Raw genomic sequence first — 17764 nt, 5'->3', positions numbered from 1 at the left:
TATAGAGTAATACCTTGAATCATTACATGTAAAAGCATAATCATTGAAAGTATTGAATTAGTTTAAGAGGAGAAAAGAAGAAGGAGTAAACTCCTCCTTCCATTATGAATTAGTTTGCGGGGATAACAGAAACTTTGTTTCGTGTTTTATCTTTACGTTGGAATTGTACAAAACCATCAACTAATGCGAAGATAGTGTGATCTACACCAATACCTACGTTACTTCCTACATGTACTTTTGTTCCACGTTGGCGAATAATAATATTGCCTGCGCGTACAAATTCACCACCGAATTTTTTAACACCCAGTCTACGTCCAGCTGAGTCTCTATTATTCTGGGTACTTCCTTGACCTTTCTTGTGAGCCATTGGTTACTCCTGATTTTTGTATCTTAAATGAGAGTTTAAAAACTCCACTACACGCTTAAAAAGCAAGCTTTTCAAGCTACGTTAGCCTCTATAGGGCACTAAAGCGAGCCAACAGCCGTTGGCAGAATTCTATTAGGTAGGTTAAGCTTTAATGCTTACAACTTTTACTCGAGTATATTGTCGTCTAAAACCACGTTTAACTTTTGAGTCTTTACGTCTACGTTTTTTGAAAGTAATAACTTTTTTGTCTTTGCCTTCAGTAACAACTTCAAGTTCTACTGTAGCACCATTGACGAATGGGGCACCCACTTTAAGTTCGCCGTTATTCACAGCTAAAACTTCCGTCACTACTATTTTCTCTTTTGGCTGAGCGTCAAGTTTATCGACATTTAAATAGTCGCCTTCTTGAACTTTATATTGCTTCCCGCCATTTTTAATAATTGCATACATGCGTATGTCCTTCTTGGGAGAGATTTTATTTAAGGTTTGGATTGTATCTAAAATTTCTTTAAGGAACTATTAAAGATATAAAATCTCTCCCTCTTTTTTAAAGAACCATATCCGTATAATATTCAATTTGGTCTTTTTTCAAAATACGAATAAAATTAGTGCTTCCCTCAACCCCTGATGGATGCCCTGCAGTGACAATATAGGTTTTTTCTTTATCAATCAAACCCTTTTCAATGCCTCTTTGAAGGGTTTGTCCAATCATCACATTTAAATTGCTTGTATCGATGTTCATAATAGGTTTAATGCCCCATGCAATGGTTAGAGATCGTGCGATTCTCTCATCATGTGTAACCGCATAAATATCAGCACGAATGCGATACCGTGCCAATTTTTTAGCGGATTTTCCTGAACTTGTGAGTGAAATCATCGCTTCAACACCCAAACGATCTGCTAACCTCGCTGTGGAAGAAGAGATAATATCGGTTTCATCTAAGAAAGGATAAACCTCAAATTTTCCATACGGATAGATGCTTTCTGTCTCCCTAATCGTTGCGGCCATAACTTCAACAACGTGAATAGGATTGACCCCAATGGCACTCTCTTCGGAGAGCATCACCGCATCCGTTCCATCAAGTACTGCGTTCGCAACATCGCTAATTTCAGCCCGTGTTGCCATCTCTTTTTCTGCCATGGAAAGCAACATTTGAGTTGCCGTAATAACAGGTTTTGAAGCAGCATTGGCTTTAGCAATAATTTTCTTTTGGATGCTTGGCACTTTATAGTAAGGAACTTCAATTCCTAAATCTCCACGAGCCACCATAATTCCATCACTCACTTCTAAAATTTCATCAATTTTCTCAACAGCATCAAACTTTTCAATTTTGGCAAAAATATGCGCACGGGATTTATGCTCTTTTAAAATATTTCTTACATGTAAAATGTCATTGGCATTTTGTACAAACGAAACAGCCACAAAATCAACCCCATTTTGCGCACCCCATAAAAGATCTGCTTCATCTTTAGGTGTAATTACTTCAATGTTAATCACCGTGTTAGGGAAATTTACCCCTTTATTTGAGGAAAGTTTACCGCTGTTTTCCACTTCTGTGACAATTTTCTTACCTGCTTCTATCACCCGTGCACGAATATTTCCATCGTAAAGATAAATATACTCACCCTCTTTAAGCATCGCTAGGATTTGAGGTTGATTGATGCAAAGTTCATACTCCCCCTCTTTGACTTTTTTTCCAACAATTTCCTCTTTACTAAAGTGGAGTTTATCTCCTGCTACGAGCATAAAATCTTCTTCTAATTTTCCCACACGAATCTTAGGACCACAAATATCTTGCAATACCCCCACTTTTTTGCCCACTTTTGCTTCGGCTTCTCTAATTTTTGCTAAAGTACTTGCATGGTATTCATGGCTTCCGTGGCTAAAATTGAGACGAAATACATTTACTCCTGCCTTAATTAAGCCCTCTAAAATTTCTACGCTATCACTTGCAGGACCAACGGTTGCTAAAATCTTTGTCTTTTTGTCCATATTTTTATCCTTCTTTTAAATTACTACATTCAATATTATCATTCTATGGTAACGAAATTATATCATAAGGCTTTATTATTCATGCTTGAAACAATGATGAAGTTTTATGCATCCAAATCTTTCTTTCAATAAATTTAAAAGCTTTCTGTGTTATCATCATAACTTATTATCCTAACAAATAAGATATTTGAAGCACAAGCATGACAAATACCATTCAGCATTCCATTTTAATTTTTCATTACAATGAAACGATTTTAGAAAATCGTAACACTGTTTTATGCAATACCATTGTAGGGCAGTATGCCTCTTTTAAAGAACGAGGTATTAAAGGGATTTTTATTTCTCTCAAAAATGCGCCTTATTCTCCTCTGGTCAAAGAAGATCCGCATTTGGGAAATCTTGTCAAACAACTCGAAAAAGTAAGCCATAAAATAGACATTCCTATTGCCATTGGGGACTACAAAAAAGATGTTTTTGCTTATCTCAAACACTTAAGTACAACAACCTCTCTTAAGCTCTTCCAAAACATACACATTGCACTTTTGTTTTTCAATCCTAGTACCGTAAAAAAAGAGTTAGATGTTTTAATTTATGATGAAGATAAAGAGAATGCAAATAAAATCACCCGTGAACTCTCAAAACTAGGTTATTCTATCGTACAAGCCAATGATGCAGAAGAGTTTCGTATCAAAGCATCGGCTAAAAAATACGATATGACCATTACCCACACGGTGATTAACCATGCGAAGGAGAATACATCTCAAACAGCAAGTTTAGGGCTCTCAAAACAATTAATTATCAATTTACCTGTTTTTATTGATACGGCTGTAAACTCACTGGTCACGATGACAGGACTGGAAGCTCAAAAAATCAAGCATGAAATCAGACCTTTTAATGAAAAAATTCCACCTCAAACCATTATTGCAGCGATGAAATTTAAAGGAGATATTAGCGGTATATTCTTTCTCATATTTCCAAAAGAGCTTGCGCTTATTGCACTTGAAGCAATGTTAGGAGAGGCTGTTTCGTCTGATGATACGGCGGGTATTGTTGATGGTGTGGCGGAATTTTGTAATATCATTACAGGAGCAGCGAAAGTTATCTTCTCCAACAAGAATCTTAAAGTTCTTTTTGAACTTCCTAAAACCTATCTCTCACTACAAGTAGCACTTTCTGATACCTTAGGTTCGAATGGTGTTTGGATTGATATGCAATTGGATGAAAAACCTTTTTACATGTTTATCACCAAATAATGCTTTACATGTAAAGAGGTTACACCATTAGAAAACGCATTGCAGACATTGAAGAGTGTGTAAAACCCAACCGCTTATAAAACGTTTGTGCGTTAATATTGTCTGTATCGGTAAGCAAAGTAATGCGTTTGCAATGTGAAGCTTTTGCATGGGTGATAGCAGCGGATAAAAGGAGACTTCCTCCTCCTTTATGTTGATAGGCTGGTTTTACAATCATATCTTCCAACCATGCGACTTTTCCACCCAGTGCTGTACTGATACTCCACAATAATGTTACCATTCCTACTATTTTCGCCTCAGATTTCAACACAAAAATAGTTCCCATCGAAGGCTCTTCTAAAATCATCTCTAGCCCTTTGCATTGAAGCTCAAGATTGGGTGTAAACTCGCTTTCTTGAGAAAAAAGAATTGCAAGTAAGGCTGATAAATCTTCTAATTCAGAGAGCTTAGCTTGTTCAACAAACCACATATTTCTTTTCCTTTTACATGTAAAGAGCCTATATTGTAACATAGGAACCTTTTTTGCTTGTTATATTTATTCATCACAAGGAGGTACGTATGACTGTTGATGAGAGTAAAATACGGGTTAACACGTTTTTGCAAGAAACGCTTAATACGATTGCCACTAAAAATAAAGAGGTAGGAAGTGCCTTTTCCTCTATTTTAGAGAGCGAAATCACCATTAAGCAAAAAAGTTCTTCAAATGACACCCCTATTGAAGAGCTAGCATCTTCTTCGCAAGATGAAGCAATCGAAGCATTCAAAGAGGCACTTAGAACCAAAGGTGCTCTTCAATTTTATCAAGATTACAATTTTGAGAAAATTGAAAAGATGATTGAAGAGAAAAAAGCAGAGCTTATGGATAAGTTAGGTCTTGGAGAAAATACACAGCCACCACTGGTGGGAGAAGAGCGAGCCAATGCGCTAGCACTTTTAGAGGATATGCTTGATGCGTACCGTAAACAGTTGCAAGAGAAGATGCAAGCCGAAGACGAGCTCAAACAACAAACCTCAACACTCACCACTTTTTTAAAAGATTTGGCTTAACGCTTTTGAAAAATTAAAAGGGTTTTATCAGGCTCATCCCCAAAAAGAATGATGGGTCTGGTTGAAACCAGTTTAAAGGATATGAGTTTTTTAAAAAAAGAGAGTGGGTGAAAATACTGAGTAATACTTCCCTCTTCCTTTCGGTATAGTTCATGCTCTTTTTCAAAAAGCACAATTTTTGTTAAGAGCTCTTTGTTAGCAAATGTTGCATCAACGCACAAAAACTGTGTACCATTGTCGTGGTACATAACACCCTCAGCAACCCCTTCAAAGCCATAAAGCGTATTAACATCACAAATAAAATAACCTCCTTTGGGTAAAACCAACGCCACATCATCTAAAAAAGCGTTTATCTCTAAAGGTGCAATATAATTGAGAACATCCGCAATGGCGACCACACACTCAAAACTCTCCGCTTCACATTCACAAAGCTCCTTAGTTGAAGCACGCACCCCTAACGCAAGCGCTCGCTCCACCATTTTAGTACTTCTGTCAATGCCTAATGCCTCAAATCCATTATCTTTGAGGTGCTTTAAAAACCTTCCATTGCCACACCCCACATCTAAAACACGCTTTACATGTAACGCATTTAAAATCTCTAAATAGTTTTGGTAAAGCATTTCATACTGAGCATCAAAGCCAATCAGTGATTCAATTTTTGCGTAGAGATCAAGAGGATTTATCATAAGACTTCTTTAAAAAAAGAGGCGTGCAAGCACGCCTTCTTAGGAGTTTTAATCAACGAGTTCTTGTTTGAACAATTCTTCGTTAAAGGTTTTTCCGAGGTATTCACATAAAATACGTACATCACGACGTGCATTGCCTAAACAACTGGTTGCCCCTGGACTTGGTGTCATATTAAAAACAATACCCGTACCTGGATTGATGCTGGCTTCTCCTAACATCAATTTTTTCTCCGTTTTATTAATCACTTGAGGTCTAACCCCTCCAAAGTGATGCGCATATTCAATGTCTTCTACTTGTAAAGAAGGAACGATTTTACGTGCATCTTTAACAAAGAGTTCTTTTCCATACTTTGGCACTTCAAAGAAAAAGTTTCTAAAAATATAGTTGCGAATATCGCTATCTTTCATCAAATCATAAAAGACTTTAGCCACTTTGGTATCAAACTGAAGCGTTTGCCAAAAATCAAGATACGTACCCCCTGTATAGCGCTCTAATTTTGGAAGCACCAAAGCCGTTGGTCCAAAACGGGTACATCCTTCTGCTAAAATATCAGGATCGCCATGCAAGGCTGCAAAAGGAAGTTTTGGATGTTGAACCATATAGACTTTACCATTCAGTAGCTTTTGCTTTGTCATATAAAAGCTTCCAGCCACGGGTAAACACGCCAAATCCATTCCATAACCCATTTCATGGGCAAGATAGAGTGAGTGTGCCCCTGCATTGACCACCACAAAATCAGCGGTAAATGTTTTATCTTTCGTCATAACCACATGCATATCGCCCAGTTTAGTAATACTTGTCACTTGAGAATTTAGAAAAACATCGGCAACTTTATCCTCAATTTTTTGTGCTTGTTCTACCAAACTTTCTGTCATTTGCCCAAAATCAACGGTGCTGTACTGTCCGCCCTCAACACCCACACCCACAATATTTTCAGGACGCTCTTTACCATACTGGTCAAAGACAAGTTTTGGCTCAATCTTAGAAAGTTTTTCTTTATCAAAGACTTCTAAATAAGGATAAAGCCCTTTAAAATCCTCATAACGCTTAAGCATATACTCTACTTCTGTATCACCTACTCCAATGGCCATTTTTTGATGTGGAAACAAAAATTTATCTTGATACCCGTATTGCAAACAATACTTCGAAACCATACCCGCCGTTTCTTTCACTTTAGATGCTTTCTCTAAGGTGTAATTGGTCTCTATGTCACCGCAGTGAATGGTTTGGGAATTGGAAGTTCCAGCAGAATTAAGTTTTGCTAAACGCTCATACTTCTCTACAAGCGCAATACGCTTAATATCTGTATATTTTGCAAGCTCATAAAACAGAGCTGCGCCTGAGATACCGCCGCCAATAACTAAGACATCATAATGATTTTTTGTCATGATAAAAAACTTCCTACTCTAAGATTTTAGGGTAACACATTTTATTCTAAAACATCCAACAAAAACTTTAAACTCATTTAACATTCATATGCTAGTTCATACACTTTAAGCGTGTAAAGCAATCGCTTCAATCTCGACCAAAGCGTTCTTAGGCAAAGTTTTTACTGCCACCGTACTGCGTGCAGGTTTATGCTCACCAAAAAAAGTTCCATAGACGGCATTAACACTTGCGAAATCGTCCATATTGGCTAAAAAAATAGTTGTTTTCACCACACGACTTAAACCGCTCTTTGCCTCTGTTAACACGGCGCTCAAATTTTCTAATACTTGCGTCGTCTGAGCAATAACATCGCCTTCTAAAAATGTTCCATCAGGACGCAGGGCAATTTGACCTGAGGTAAAAACCATCCCATTAGCGACAATCGCTTGAGAATAAGGTCCAATGGCGCAGGGCGCATTTGGGGTTGAGATAACATTCATTGTTCTTCCTTTGTAAAATTTTCTATCACATGGTTAAAAACGGCTTCAAGAGATTCTACTTCACTTAAGGGACAACACTCATTGGGGGCATGAATGGTGTCATTGACCACGCCACATTCAATCGTTGCTACACCAAATGCACCAAAAAAGCGTGCATCGCTTGTGCCACCTGCTGTGGAAAGTTTAGGCGAATGGTGCGTTACATGTAAGAGTGCTTTTTCAACCGCTTTAACAATCAAAGCGTCTTTACATGTAACAAAAGGATGTGCAGTTTGATTCAAACATAGCGTAAAATCAAGCCCGTTTAAAACCTCTTTCACATACGCATCAATCGCCTCAGCCGTCGTTTTGGTGGAGTTTCGTACATTAAACATAATTTTTAAATTTTGCGGGGTGACATTGCTCACTTCCATACCGCCTCTTATATCGGTGATAACCATCATTGAAGGTGCAAAAAATTCATCTCCTGCATCGAGTTGATGTCCTGCAAGTTTTGATAAAACGGGAGCTATTTGATGCACAGGGTTGATGGCTTTTTCAGGATAAGCCGCATGCCCCTGCTTCCCTCTTATCTCAATCACTCCATTAATGGAACCTCTTCGTCCTACTTTTATCGCATCGCCAAACACTTTCTCAGATGTTGGTTCCGCCACAATGGCATAATCAGGCAAAAATGAACGCTCTTTTAAAAGCTTAAGCACCTCTATCGTTCCATGCTTCGCATCACCCTCTTCATCACTCGTTAAAAGGGCTGAGAGTGTACCATTAAAGGTTTTTGTCTGTTTAAGCGCTTGTACAAAAGCACACACGCCACTTTTCATATCTTGCGCTCCTCTGGCATACACGACACCCTCTTTCACCACAGGCTCAAAAGGATCACTCTGCCAGCCTTGCCCTGGAGGAACCACATCAAGATGCCCCGCAAAGCAAAGATGTGGCCCTTCCCCAAAACGTTTGTATAAAAAAAGATTTTTCGTCTCTTCCACATTCACTTCAATCGCTTCAAAATCATTCAAATACTCTCGTATCAGCGAAAATGAGCCACCCTCTTCGGGTGTAATCGAAACACATCGTAAAAGTTTTAAAAAAAGTTCATCTGTTTTTATCATCATTTTTCCATTCTAAAGGAGTCTTGTTTAGAATCCATTCTCTTTTTAAGGTTATCTTTTTCTCTCAAGCTTTTTTAAAGTTTAATCAGCGTGGCACCAAATCCACCCATGTTAATTGGCGCATCGCCATACGAAACCAATGCAGGATAGCTACTTAAAAAGGTTCTCACCGCATAGGCAAGTTTGCCCGTCCCAATACCATGATAGACCAACACCTCATCAAACCCACTCATTAAGGCATCGCTTAAAAATTTATCAAGACGCTCTATCGCCTCATCCGCCCTTAGCCCATGCAAATCTAATATCATCGAAGCGCTGGGGGTCTCTTTGGAGATACTCACACCCGCACGTTGGGCTTTTGGCGGATTGCCACTGCGCTTCAGTTTAGAGAGAGGCACACGAAGGCTAATACCATCGCACTCAATCATCGCCTCTTCTTTTTTAATGCTCTTAATCACACCTTTTGAGCTTCCGTATTTAATTCTATCACCCACGACCAATGGTTCAGGCTTATGCTCTGGAATCACCTTTTTGGTCTCTTGATGGAGTTGATTGGCTTTATTTAAAAGACGATGAGACTCTTTGGTATCGGTACTTTTAATGGCTTTTTTGGCTTCACCAATGGCTTCTTGAAACTCTTTTGCCATCTTTGAGTACGCCAGTTCAAACTCATCTTTGACGCGCTCTTTTTCATCTTTTAACGAGAGTTTAAGTTTTTCAACCTCATGCAATTTTGTCTCTAATTCTTCAGAAGTTTGGCGCATTTTCAGCTCCAAATCAATGTTCTTTTGAATCAAATCGTTGAGCTTCTCTTTATCCTCACCGTACAACACCCTAGCCTCTGCCACGAGTGTTTGGGGAATCCCATACCGAAGAGCGGTTTCAAAGGCATAACTTTTCCCTATGGTTCCTTTTAAAAAACTGTACGTCGGACGTTCGGTTTTTTCATCGTAAATGGCGGCTAAAAGCTCTACCTCAGGGTGTGTCGCCAAAAGGGATGCTAGGCGTTTATGGTGCGTGGTAATGACGATTTTCATCTCTTTATCAATGAGTTTTTCAATCATCACTTTAAAAAGATTGGCCGCTTCATCGGCATCTGTTCCTAATTCGATTTCATCCACGCCCACAAGCGTTGCTTTTTTACCAAAGAGTTTGCTAAATTCGCTCATGCGCCCCGCAAAGGTTGAAATGTCATTTTTCACATTTTGAGGGTCATCTAAAATGGCAAAAACCTCTTTAAACGAACCAATGGTGGAGTGTTTCGCATCAATGCGCATAGGCAGGAGGTATTTACTTAAAATGGCAGCTGAAAGTATGGATTTTAAAAGCATGGTCTTTCCACCCGCATTCACACCTGTTATCATGAGTACTTGTTTACTAAAGTCAATGCTAATAGGCTTTGGATGCAAGAGGGCTGGATGGGCAAAATTTTCCAGTTTTAAGGCATTGCCTTTGGAAGGAAGCACAAAATCCATATCTTTTTCTCTGGCATAAGCGACTCTGGCATAGTAGGCATCAAAACGGTCAAACTCTTTGTTCGCAAAGCTCAAGAATTTTAACTGCTTGCTAAAAAGCGAAGAGATTTGTTTGGCATAGGTATAGACCAACTCCTCTTTTTTATCTAAAAGTTCACTTTCACGACTGACCAACTTTGAGAGTGCTTCTGGAACCACGTAAAAAAAGCCACTGCTACTGCGCCCAATGACATTGCCTTTTAAGACATGATTGAATCCACCACGCACTAAAAGCGCTTCTTGGTTGTTGATGTAATGTATCTGTTTATCGGCTAAATACAGGGCGATTTTCTCCGTAGAGATGAGACGTCTCAGCGTAGAGTTCATCTCCTCTTTAACCATCTTCAAGCTTTTAGCAATATGCGCAAACTGTTCATCCACACTCGCCTTAAGCTCACCTTTGTCATCAAAATAGTCACAAATTCGTTGAAGCTCTTCGGGAATTAAAATACGCTCCATCCACTCGCCCAAACTCTGCTCACGCAAAATGGATTTGAGGTAGAGGAAGTAAGCAATCATCTGCACAAAGGCAAAAATTTCGCTAAGCCTTAGCACACCCATTTTACTCAAATGCATCAGTGCCACATCTAAATTAGGCACTTCAGGCAAAGGCTTTAAGCGATCACGCATAAGAAGTTCATGAATCAGTTTATAGTGTAAATTAGCATCACCTTCCATAAACAGAGGTTTTTCACGGGCTAAAAAATGCTTGAATGAGCTCGCATAATCAACCAAATCAAGTTTTGAAAAAAGCTTTTCCATGCTTATTTGAGTTTACATGTAACGATGTCAATCACGACACCTTTGTCATTTGTATTGGTTTCATTGGGAATAAAACTCTGTGTTCCACTCACAAAAATAAAGCTTTCATTGCTAATTTCTTTATCTTTACAAAGCAAAGTTTTACCTTGTTTAAAGGCGTTTGCCATCTCTCTATTGTGGGCACTTTTTTTATCATTTTGCCACTCATACACACCACCACTGCCAATGGTTAAAACAATCAAAACCAACAGTATTTGTTTATTTCGTTTTGAAAGAGCCTCATTGTTAGCGTACCAAAGAGCACTGAGAAATAAAGCTATCCCAATAAAGAGTAAAAATTGCATCAGATAACTCCTCGAAGTTGATAGGTAATATCGCCCGCACCAAAACTAATCACCAATCCCTCATCAAACACACGCTGATTTGCTTCGTTTGGGCATACCTCTATACTATCATTTTTTCGGTAAATGCGAGGCGCAAAAAGTGGTTTATAGCGTGCAAACTCTGCTTCAAAATCAATAAATACCTCTTTTTCACCTGCTTTCCATACGGGTAAAATCACCAGCTCATCCACACCCTCAAAACAGGAGACAAAACTCTGCAAATTATCAATGGTGCGTGAGTATTTGTGTGGTTGCCAAATCGCCGTTACTTTTTTAAAGCCCATTAAATTAGCATAGATTTTCGCTGAATTGAGGGTCGCTTTAATCTCCGTTGGATGATGCCCATAATCATCAATCAGCGCAAAATTCTCCTCTTTGGCAATAATATCAAAACGCTTTTTAATGCCTTTGTAAAATTTTAGTTTTGTGCGCGCACTCTCTACATCCATCTCATGCAAGGCAGCCAAAATCGCCAATGACGCATTCAGCGCCATATGCGCTCCAATGCCCCATACCTCAAAACGCCCCAAATCTTTGAGTTCAAAAGAGGTATACGGCTCACCCTCATGCATCAGAGTTTGAATGTTTTTAATGTCCTTGCTAGGATAGAGTCTGGTCGCTTCTAGTTCGGTTAATGTACTCAAAAACTCATCTTCTGCGTTAATCACACGAATCTTCGCACTCTGCAAAAAATGGCGATACGCCCCATAAAAACGGTTCAAATCGTAGTTATAATACTCCATATGCTCAGGTTCAGCATTAGGCACAACCGCCACATAAGGATTTGAATTTAAAAAACTCTCATCGCTCTCATCGGCTTCAAAAATGACATTATTGCCCTCTTTGTAGTACATATTGGTGCCATACTGCTTACTCTCCGCCCCAATGACCAAAGAGCCCTCAATCAATGAGGCAAGCATCGCACTGGTAGTACTTTTTCCATGCGCTCCACAGACGGAAAAAACCCGTCTGTCTTTTAAAATAAACAAAAGTGCTTCACGGCGTGGCATAATGGCGATTCCTTTTTCACGAGCACGTACCAACTCCACATTATCAGGTTTAATGACCGCTGAGTAGACCACCAAATCTTGCTCATTAATACAATCCGCATCATGGGGAATACGCACAGGAATTCCTAGCTCTTCTAGCCCCGCTGTAATTTTAGTCGCTTTAATATCCGAGCCTGTAATCTCATAACCCTCTTGCTTTAAATACTTTGCCAAAGCAGAGAGCCCAATGCCCCCAATACCTACAAAATGAACTCTTCTTTTCAATGATTTTCCTTCATAAACGCTGCAATCTCTTTTAAAATTTTTTCGGTTTTTTCACTGTTTTCCACCAGCGCAATACGCACATATCCCTCACCCATGCCCTCACGTCCTACAAATCGCCCTGGTAAAACTTTGATATTTTTCGCTTCATAGAGTTTACATGTAAAGGCAATATCATCGCCCACTTCCAACCAAATGTAAAAGGTAGCATCCACTTTTGAAACACCCAAAATCTCCTGCGCTAAAGAGAGGTTTTTAGCGTACTCTTTGCGGGTGTGTTCCACATGTTCCATATCGCTCCATGCAAGGGCTGACGCCATTTGAATCGGCATAGGAATCCCCATACCCACATAGGTTCGATACTGCGCATACCCTTTTAAAATAGTTGCATCTCCTGCAATAAAACCTGAACGCAAACTAGGGGCTGAGCTTCGTTTAGAGATGGAGTTCACAACCAATACATTTTTAAAGCTGTGATTTCCTACATGTAAAGAGGCTTCTAGGAGCGATACAGGCTTTGTTTCAGCATAAATTTCACTGTAACACTCATCGTTTAAAAGCACAATATCATGTTTGAGTGCAAAGCGCACCCATTCGCCTAACTCTTCTAAAGAGAGGGTGGAAGTCGTTGGATTGTTCGGAAAATTTAAGATAATCAAATTCGCATTTTGAAGCTCAGGTATATTTATATCAGGCTTAAAGGCATTCTCTTTGGTAAGATTAAGATGAATGACGTTTGCACGACTCGCAATCGCTGAGCCTTCATAAATCTGATAAAAGGGATTGGTGTACGCCATCACAGGATTGGGTTTATCGAACAAAAAGTATTGTGGAAAATTAAACAACACTTCTCTGGTTCCAAACGTAGAAATAAGCTCACTGGCTTTTAGTTCCACACCAAAACGCTTTTTCACAAAACTGCGCTGTGCTTCATTGACACACACTTCGCCTAAGGATTTTGGGTATTTATTTAAAAGAGCGCTGTTTTGCTTCAAGGCTTCTTGTATAAAATCAGGCGTATCAAACTGCGGTTCACCAATGGTTAAAGAAACAGCTGGATACGCACTGTTTGGTGTTATATTTTTAAGTAATTCACTTAATTTTTCAAAGGGATAGGGTTGAAAATGCAATGGTTTTCCTTTTTACATGTAAAGATAATTAGGTGGTAGGCATACTGAATTTTTGGGTCATCAGTTCACCCTCATCATTAAAATAGAGGTAATAGAGCCTATCTTTTTTCACACTAAGCCCCGCAAGATAGCGTAAGGCTAGATTGGCTTGTAACGAGGCAATGTGCATAACAATAGGAGCCGCAATGCCTGCAGGCTTTTTGTCACTGACTTTAAACGCACCAAAACCACTCTTTTCAAAAAAACAGACGTGTCCATTAAAGGCTTCCACTGAACCATAAATCCACGGAGTATTCACACTTTTGGCATAGGCATCAATCAAAGAGCGTGTGGGTAAATTATCGGTGGCATCGATGATTAAATCAACGCTAATTTCTTTACATGTAAAGGCTTCCAAAGCTTCTACATGCGCAAAAACCTTCACGTAAGGGCAACGCTCTTCAATGCTTTGTTTCACCACTTCGGCTTTGTATTTGCCCTCATCACCGACTTTAAAAGCGATTTGACGGTGAATATTATGCACACTCACCGTATCAAAATCAACCAGATGAATCTCACCAATACCCGAACTGCCTAGCGCATAGGCTAAAGAACTTCCCAGTCCTCCACACCCAATAATCACAATCTTTTTATCGTGCAAAGAGGCTTGTATCTCTTCACCCCACAGCTGAATTTGCCTGTGAAAATACGCCATCATAACGCTTCTCGCTTGCTCACCTGTTTTTTCCAACCCCACAATTTTCGTGCATCGTTTAAACTTTCTTTTTCAATAGTTGCGACAAGCATCTCTTCTTTATCCCCTAAGGTAAGTTCAACCTCACCAAAAGGCGATACCAGACTACTTTGTCCGTAAAACTGCCATGTCTCTTCTTCTTTGTACGTGCCCACACGATTTGCTCGTAAAATGTAGACATTTCCTAGCATCGCACGCATTTTTAAAAGCTCTTCCCAACGTCTCATGGAATCAAACGTAGAAGATGTGGCACTCAGGACAACATCCACGTTTTTACGCATCACCTCAGTCCATACCGTATCAAAATGCAGTTCATACCCACTGACAATACCAAAGCGAATGCCTCGATGCAAGAAAATAGGCAAGGTATATTTTGAAATGGTATTGGCAAAAAACTTCTCTTCGTTCCAATGCTTATAATTAATCAAAAATTGTTGCTCAAAAAAGTGCACCGATTTGGGTGAAAAATGGGCATTGCATTTGTAACAAAAATCACCCTTGACATTGACAATAGGCGCAATAACATGCAAATCATACTCAGCACAGAGCTTTTTTAAAACTTCGATTTTATGGTTAGATTGCTCTTTAATCATCGAGATAGGCATACTCTCTAGCTCTTTAAAAAAGCTATTAAGTGCGTACTCACTCAGCAAGACCACTTCAACCTCTTTTTGTTTGCAAATACGAAAGTAATAATCCAACTTTGCTTCACTCATCGGCAGTGTGCTCAGTTGCAATGCGGCTATTTTCATGCCAATACTTCCTTCTCTTGCAATTTTGTATAGGTCAATTTTGCTTCTTCTAGCATTTGGGTCGCCTCTTTTAAAATCGCAATCCCCTCTTGGTATTTTTTCATACCCTCTTCTAAGGAGAGTTCAGGGTCTGAGAGATTTTCTAAAATGGTTTTTGCCTGTTCTAATTTTGTTTCAAAACTCTGTTTTTCTTCGTGCATGTTAAACCTTTGCTTCCAACGCTTTTTTAATATAAAAATCGAACTTATCGTACTCAACTAAAAAGGCATCGTGCCCATAATTGCTGTCAATGCAGACATAATCCACCTTCTCACCACGCCCCATATTTTCCATCGTTGTTTTAATCAATTCCATCTCTTCAGGCATAAAAAGACAATCACCTTTAAATGAAACCAGTGTGAGTTTTGCTTTAATATGTTGAATCGAATCTTCCAAAGAGTCGTAATTGCGCATCGCATCAAAAATATTCATGGCTTTAATAATATAGAGATAACTTAAAGGATCAAAGCGTTTGGCAAAACTGTACCCGTTGTACTCCATGTATTTTTCCACTTGAAAACGCCCAAAAAGCTCATACAAACCGTCCGTCTCAACGTAATTACGCCCAAATTTTTTGTTCATCGAATAGGGACTTAAAAAGCTAATGTGTCCTGCCATTCGTCCCATGGCAAAACTGTGCAAGCCCTCTTCTTCAAAATCTTCAGGATGATAATTGCCCTTTTTGAAACGAGGGTCATGCGAAATACCCTCCATAGCAATCTTATTCCATGCAATCGCCCAAGGCCCTGTCGCATACGTTGTCGCAAGAAGTATGGCTCGTTTTGTAAAATGAGGGTACTCAATGGACATACAAAGCCCTTGCATTCCACCCAGTGAACCCCCAATAATCGCATACGCCTCTTTAATACCCAAACGATCAAACAGATTCATCTGGGCTCTTACCATATCACTAATGGTTAACACAGGAAATTTTAAACGCAAGGGCTCTTTGGTTTTAGGATTAATACTCATGGGGCCCGTGGAGCCAAAACAACTCCCCAAAATATTGACACAGATCACACAAAACTTTGTCGTATCAATCACTTTTCCATCGCCAATCAAAGGATCCCACCATCCCGCTTTGGTCTCGCCCTCGTAGCGACCTGCCGCATGATGACTTCCTGTAAGTGCGTGAAAGACCACAATGACATTGCTTTTTGCTTCGTTCATTTCACCGTACATCTCATATATGAGTTCATACGTCTCTAAGATACGTCCACTCTCCAAATAAAGCGGTTCATCAAACTGAGCAATCGCTGTTTGTATTTTCACATAATTCCTTATCACTTTTTACCACGGTTTTTGGGCTTTGCCCAAAAACCTACACTTGATGCTGTGGCACTGAAGCTTGTCTCTTTCCAGACAAAATATTCTTTACATGTAAAACGTTTTAACTCGTTTAATTGACTCTGTAATTGGGTGCTTCGTGGGTAATAATAACATCATGCACATGACTCTCTTTAAGACCCGCACTCGTAATTTCAACAAATTCAGCTTTCTCTTGATAATCAAGAATATCACGTGCACCCACATAACCCATAGAAGAGCGAAGTCCACCCACCATTTGGAAAAGGACATCACGAATAGAGCCAGCGTGTGGTACACGGCCTTCAATACCCTCGGGGACTAGTTTATCCGCCGCCGTTCCCTCTTGGAAATAACGATCGCTGCTTCCTTTGGTCATCGCTCCAATGCTTCCCATACCACGATACGTTTTATACTGGCGCCCTTGATAGGTAATAAATTCACCAGGACTCTCATCCGTTCCTGCAAGTAAACTTCCCACCATAACGCTTTGAGCACCTGCTGCTAAGGCTTTGGCAAAATCACCTGAGTATTTAATGCCCCCATCCGCAATCACAGGAACACCATGTTTTTTACCCACTTCTGAACACTCTTCAATGGCAGAAATTTGTGGAACACCCACACCTGAGACAATCCGTGTCGTACAAATACTTCCAGGTCCAATACCCACTTTAATGCCATCAACCCCTGCTGCTACCAAAGCTTCTGCCGCTTCAGCTGTGGCGATATTGCCAGCAATAATATCAATATCAAGCTCTTTTTTCACCAATTTAACCGTATCAATAATTCCTTTGGAATGCCCATGTGCTGAGTCTAAAACCAACACATCCACGCCAGCTTCCACCAAAGCACGTGCACGTTCCAACTGACCTACACCAATAGCAGCTCCTACACGAAGTCTTCCAAAACTGTCTTTGTTCGCATGTGGATACTCTTGACGTTTTTTTAAATCTTTAATCGTAATCAAACCTGCTAGTTTATTGTTTTCATCCACTACAGGAAGTTTTTCAACTTTATTCGTTCTAAAAATGGCTTCTGCATCATCTAAAGTGGTTCCCTTTTTAACCGTAATTAACGGCATTTTAGTCATTAGTTCTTCCACATTTTTGCTGTAGTCATTTTCAAAACGAAGGTCACGGTTGGTTAAAATACCAATCAGTGTATCAGTGTCATCAATCACAGGAACACCTGAAATACGATACTCTGACATAATCGCTAAGGCATCACGAAGCGTTGCACTGGCTTTAATAGAAACAGGATCAATAATAATACCACTCTCACTCTTTTTGACCCGTCTGATTTCACGTACCTGAGATTCAATATCCATATTTTTATGAATAATGCCAATCCCTCCCAAACGTGCCATCATAATCGCTGCTCTATGCTCTGTGACCGTATCCATCGCTGCTGAAACCAAAGGAATATTAAGATGAATACGTTTGGTAAGTTGTGTTTTAATGTCAACTTCTTTGGGTAAAATTTCTGAATATTTTGGAACCAATAATACGTCTTCAAATGTCAATGCTCTTTTTCTAATTTTCATATGTTTCT

General features: G+C 39.5%; 19 protein-coding genes. 2 read left to right on the top strand and 17 right to left on the bottom strand.

Annotated features, from left to right (window positions below; translation table 11 throughout):
• Positions 1-109: 109 nt before the first annotated feature.
• The 3 genes from rpmA to pyk form a co-directional block, all read right to left on the bottom strand.
• Positions 110-367 carry a 50S ribosomal protein L27 gene (gene rpmA / locus SULBA_RS02775; protein ID WP_014768748.1) on the bottom strand — a complete coding sequence of 86 codons (258 nt, stop codon included), beginning with the start codon at positions 365-367 and terminating at the stop codon, positions 110-112.
• A 141-nt stretch (positions 368-508) separates the two neighbouring features.
• Positions 509-817: a 50S ribosomal protein L21 gene (rplU, locus tag SULBA_RS02770; RefSeq protein ID WP_014768747.1), complete on the bottom strand. Its 309-nt coding sequence runs from the start codon at positions 815-817 to the stop codon at positions 509-511.
• 97 nt (positions 818-914) lie between these two features.
• Positions 915-2360 (bottom strand): pyruvate kinase, encoded by a 1446-nt coding sequence (pyk, locus tag SULBA_RS02765; protein WP_014768746.1) that lies wholly within the window; start codon positions 2358-2360, stop codon positions 915-917.
• A gap of 200 nt (positions 2361-2560) precedes the next feature.
• On the opposite strand from pyk, the gene SULBA_RS02760 reads away from it, so the two are divergent.
• Positions 2561-3613: a chemotaxis protein CheX gene (locus SULBA_RS02760; RefSeq protein WP_014768745.1), complete on the top strand. Its 1053-nt coding sequence runs from the start codon at positions 2561-2563 to the stop codon at positions 3611-3613.
• A 19-nt stretch (positions 3614-3632) separates the two neighbouring features.
• Here the strand turns inward: SULBA_RS02760 and SULBA_RS02755 are convergent, their stop codons facing one another.
• On the bottom strand, positions 3633-4082 hold the full coding sequence (locus tag SULBA_RS02755; RefSeq protein WP_014768744.1) for a GNAT family N-acetyltransferase: 450 nt from the start codon (positions 4080-4082) through the stop codon (positions 3633-3635).
• Positions 4083-4171: 89 nt separating this feature from the next.
• On the opposite strand from SULBA_RS02755, the gene SULBA_RS02750 reads away from it, so the two are divergent.
• Complete coding sequence (locus tag SULBA_RS02750; protein ID WP_014768743.1) at positions 4172-4660, top strand: hypothetical protein; 489 nt, start codon at positions 4172-4174, stop codon at positions 4658-4660.
• Here the strand turns inward: SULBA_RS02750 and SULBA_RS02745 are convergent.
• The 13 genes from SULBA_RS02745 to guaB all read right to left on the bottom strand — a co-directional run bounded on the left by SULBA_RS02745 (position 4657) and on the right by guaB (position 17756).
• On the bottom strand, positions 4657-5346 hold the full coding sequence (locus SULBA_RS02745) for a class I SAM-dependent DNA methyltransferase (protein ID WP_014768742.1): 690 nt from the start codon (positions 5344-5346) through the stop codon (positions 4657-4659). The two genes, SULBA_RS02750 and SULBA_RS02745, sit on opposite strands and share 4 nt — an antisense overlap.
• A gap of 48 nt (positions 5347-5394) precedes the next feature.
• Positions 5395-6735: an FAD-dependent oxidoreductase gene (locus SULBA_RS02740; protein WP_014768741.1), complete on the bottom strand. Its 1341-nt coding sequence runs from the start codon at positions 6733-6735 to the stop codon at positions 5395-5397.
• A gap of 105 nt (positions 6736-6840) precedes the next feature.
• Entirely contained in the window at positions 6841-7215 is a 375-nt protein-coding gene (locus SULBA_RS02735; RefSeq protein WP_014768740.1) for a RidA family protein, read from the bottom strand.
• Positions 7212-8324 carry a succinyl-diaminopimelate desuccinylase gene (gene dapE / locus SULBA_RS02730; RefSeq protein WP_014768739.1) on the bottom strand — a complete coding sequence of 371 codons (1113 nt, stop codon included), beginning with the start codon at positions 8322-8324 and terminating at the stop codon, positions 7212-7214. The genes SULBA_RS02735 and dapE overlap by 4 nt, the downstream gene beginning before the upstream one ends.
• Positions 8325-8398: 74 nt before the next feature.
• Positions 8399-10600 carry an endonuclease MutS2 gene (locus SULBA_RS02725; protein ID WP_014768738.1) on the bottom strand — a complete coding sequence of 734 codons (2202 nt, stop codon included), beginning with the start codon at positions 10598-10600 and terminating at the stop codon, positions 8399-8401.
• A gap of 2 nt (positions 10601-10602) precedes the next feature.
• Positions 10603-10944, bottom strand: a complete 342-nt coding sequence (locus SULBA_RS02720) for a hypothetical protein (protein WP_014768737.1) — start codon at positions 10942-10944, stop codon at positions 10603-10605.
• The gene (gene murC, locus SULBA_RS02715) at positions 10944-12257 is read right to left on the bottom strand and encodes a UDP-N-acetylmuramate--L-alanine ligase (protein WP_014768736.1); all 1314 of its coding nucleotides are present in this window, start codon (positions 12255-12257) and stop codon (positions 10944-10946) included. The genes SULBA_RS02720 and murC overlap by 1 nt, the downstream gene beginning before the upstream one ends.
• A complete protein-coding gene (locus SULBA_RS02710; protein ID WP_014768735.1) occupies positions 12254-13384 on the bottom strand; it encodes a succinyldiaminopimelate transaminase in 1131 nt (376 codons plus the stop codon). The genes murC and SULBA_RS02710 overlap by 4 nt, the downstream gene beginning before the upstream one ends.
• Before the next feature lie 28 nt (positions 13385-13412).
• Positions 13413-14081, bottom strand: a complete 669-nt coding sequence (locus SULBA_RS02705; RefSeq protein WP_014768734.1) for a HesA/MoeB/ThiF family protein — start codon at positions 14079-14081, stop codon at positions 13413-13415.
• Complete coding sequence (locus tag SULBA_RS02700) at positions 14078-14869, bottom strand: carbon-nitrogen hydrolase family protein (RefSeq protein WP_014768733.1); 792 nt, start codon at positions 14867-14869, stop codon at positions 14078-14080. Before SULBA_RS02700 ends, SULBA_RS02705 begins: the two co-directional genes overlap by 4 nt.
• A complete protein-coding gene (xseB, locus tag SULBA_RS02695) occupies positions 14866-15069 on the bottom strand; it encodes an exodeoxyribonuclease VII small subunit (RefSeq protein WP_014768732.1) in 204 nt (67 codons plus the stop codon). Before xseB ends, SULBA_RS02700 begins: the two co-directional genes overlap by 4 nt.
• 1 nt (position 15070) lies before the next feature.
• Positions 15071-16180, bottom strand: coding sequence for a homoserine O-acetyltransferase MetX (gene metX, locus SULBA_RS02690; RefSeq protein ID WP_014768731.1), 1110 nt, complete (start codon positions 16178-16180; stop codon positions 15071-15073).
• Positions 16181-16307: 127 nt separating this feature from the next.
• The gene (gene guaB / locus SULBA_RS02685; protein WP_014768730.1) at positions 16308-17756 is read right to left on the bottom strand and encodes an IMP dehydrogenase; all 1449 of its coding nucleotides are present in this window, start codon (positions 17754-17756) and stop codon (positions 16308-16310) included.
• Positions 17757-17764: the final 8 nt, after the last annotated feature.

Source organism: Sulfurospirillum barnesii SES-3 (assembly GCF_000265295.1).
In the GTDB taxonomy this organism is placed as follows: Bacteria; Campylobacterota; Campylobacteria; order Campylobacterales; family Sulfurospirillaceae; genus Sulfurospirillum; species Sulfurospirillum barnesii.
Note: the sequence above shows the minus strand (reverse complement) of the source record. Positions and strands in the feature narration are given on the sequence as shown.

Coding starts and splice junctions, on each gene's coding strand:
- rpmA (WP_014768748.1), bottom strand. CDS start 367: ATGGCTCACAAGAAAGGTCAAGGAAGTACCCAGAATAATAGAGACTCA.
- rplU (WP_014768747.1), bottom strand. CDS start 817: ATGTATGCAATTATTAAAAATGGCGGGAAGCAATATAAAGTTCAAGAA.
- pyk (WP_014768746.1), bottom strand. CDS start 2,360: ATGGACAAAAAGACAAAGATTTTAGCAACCGTTGGTCCTGCAAGTGAT.
- SULBA_RS02760 (WP_014768745.1), top strand. CDS start 2,561: ATGACAAATACCATTCAGCATTCCATTTTAATTTTTCATTACAATGAA.
- SULBA_RS02755 (WP_014768744.1), bottom strand. CDS start 4,082: ATGTGGTTTGTTGAACAAGCTAAGCTCTCTGAATTAGAAGATTTATCA.
- SULBA_RS02750 (WP_014768743.1), top strand. CDS start 4,172: ATGACTGTTGATGAGAGTAAAATACGGGTTAACACGTTTTTGCAAGAA.
- SULBA_RS02745 (WP_014768742.1), bottom strand. CDS start 5,346: ATGATAAATCCTCTTGATCTCTACGCAAAAATTGAATCACTGATTGGC.
- SULBA_RS02740 (WP_014768741.1), bottom strand. CDS start 6,735: ATGACAAAAAATCATTATGATGTCTTAGTTATTGGCGGCGGTATCTCA.
- SULBA_RS02735 (WP_014768740.1), bottom strand. CDS start 7,215: ATGAATGTTATCTCAACCCCAAATGCGCCCTGCGCCATTGGACCTTAT.
- dapE (WP_014768739.1), bottom strand. CDS start 8,324: ATGATAAAAACAGATGAACTTTTTTTAAAACTTTTACGATGTGTTTCG.
- SULBA_RS02725 (WP_014768738.1), bottom strand. CDS start 10,600: ATGGAAAAGCTTTTTTCAAAACTTGATTTGGTTGATTATGCGAGCTCA.
- SULBA_RS02720 (WP_014768737.1), bottom strand. CDS start 10,944: ATGCAATTTTTACTCTTTATTGGGATAGCTTTATTTCTCAGTGCTCTT.
- SULBA_RS02705 (WP_014768734.1), bottom strand. CDS start 14,081: ATGATGGCGTATTTTCACAGGCAAATTCAGCTGTGGGGTGAAGAGATA.
- SULBA_RS02700 (WP_014768733.1), bottom strand. CDS start 14,869: ATGAAAATAGCCGCATTGCAACTGAGCACACTGCCGATGAGTGAAGCA.
- xseB (WP_014768732.1), bottom strand. CDS start 15,069: ATGCACGAAGAAAAACAGAGTTTTGAAACAAAATTAGAACAGGCAAAA.
- guaB (WP_014768730.1), bottom strand. CDS start 17,756: ATGAAAATTAGAAAAAGAGCATTGACATTTGAAGACGTATTATTGGTT.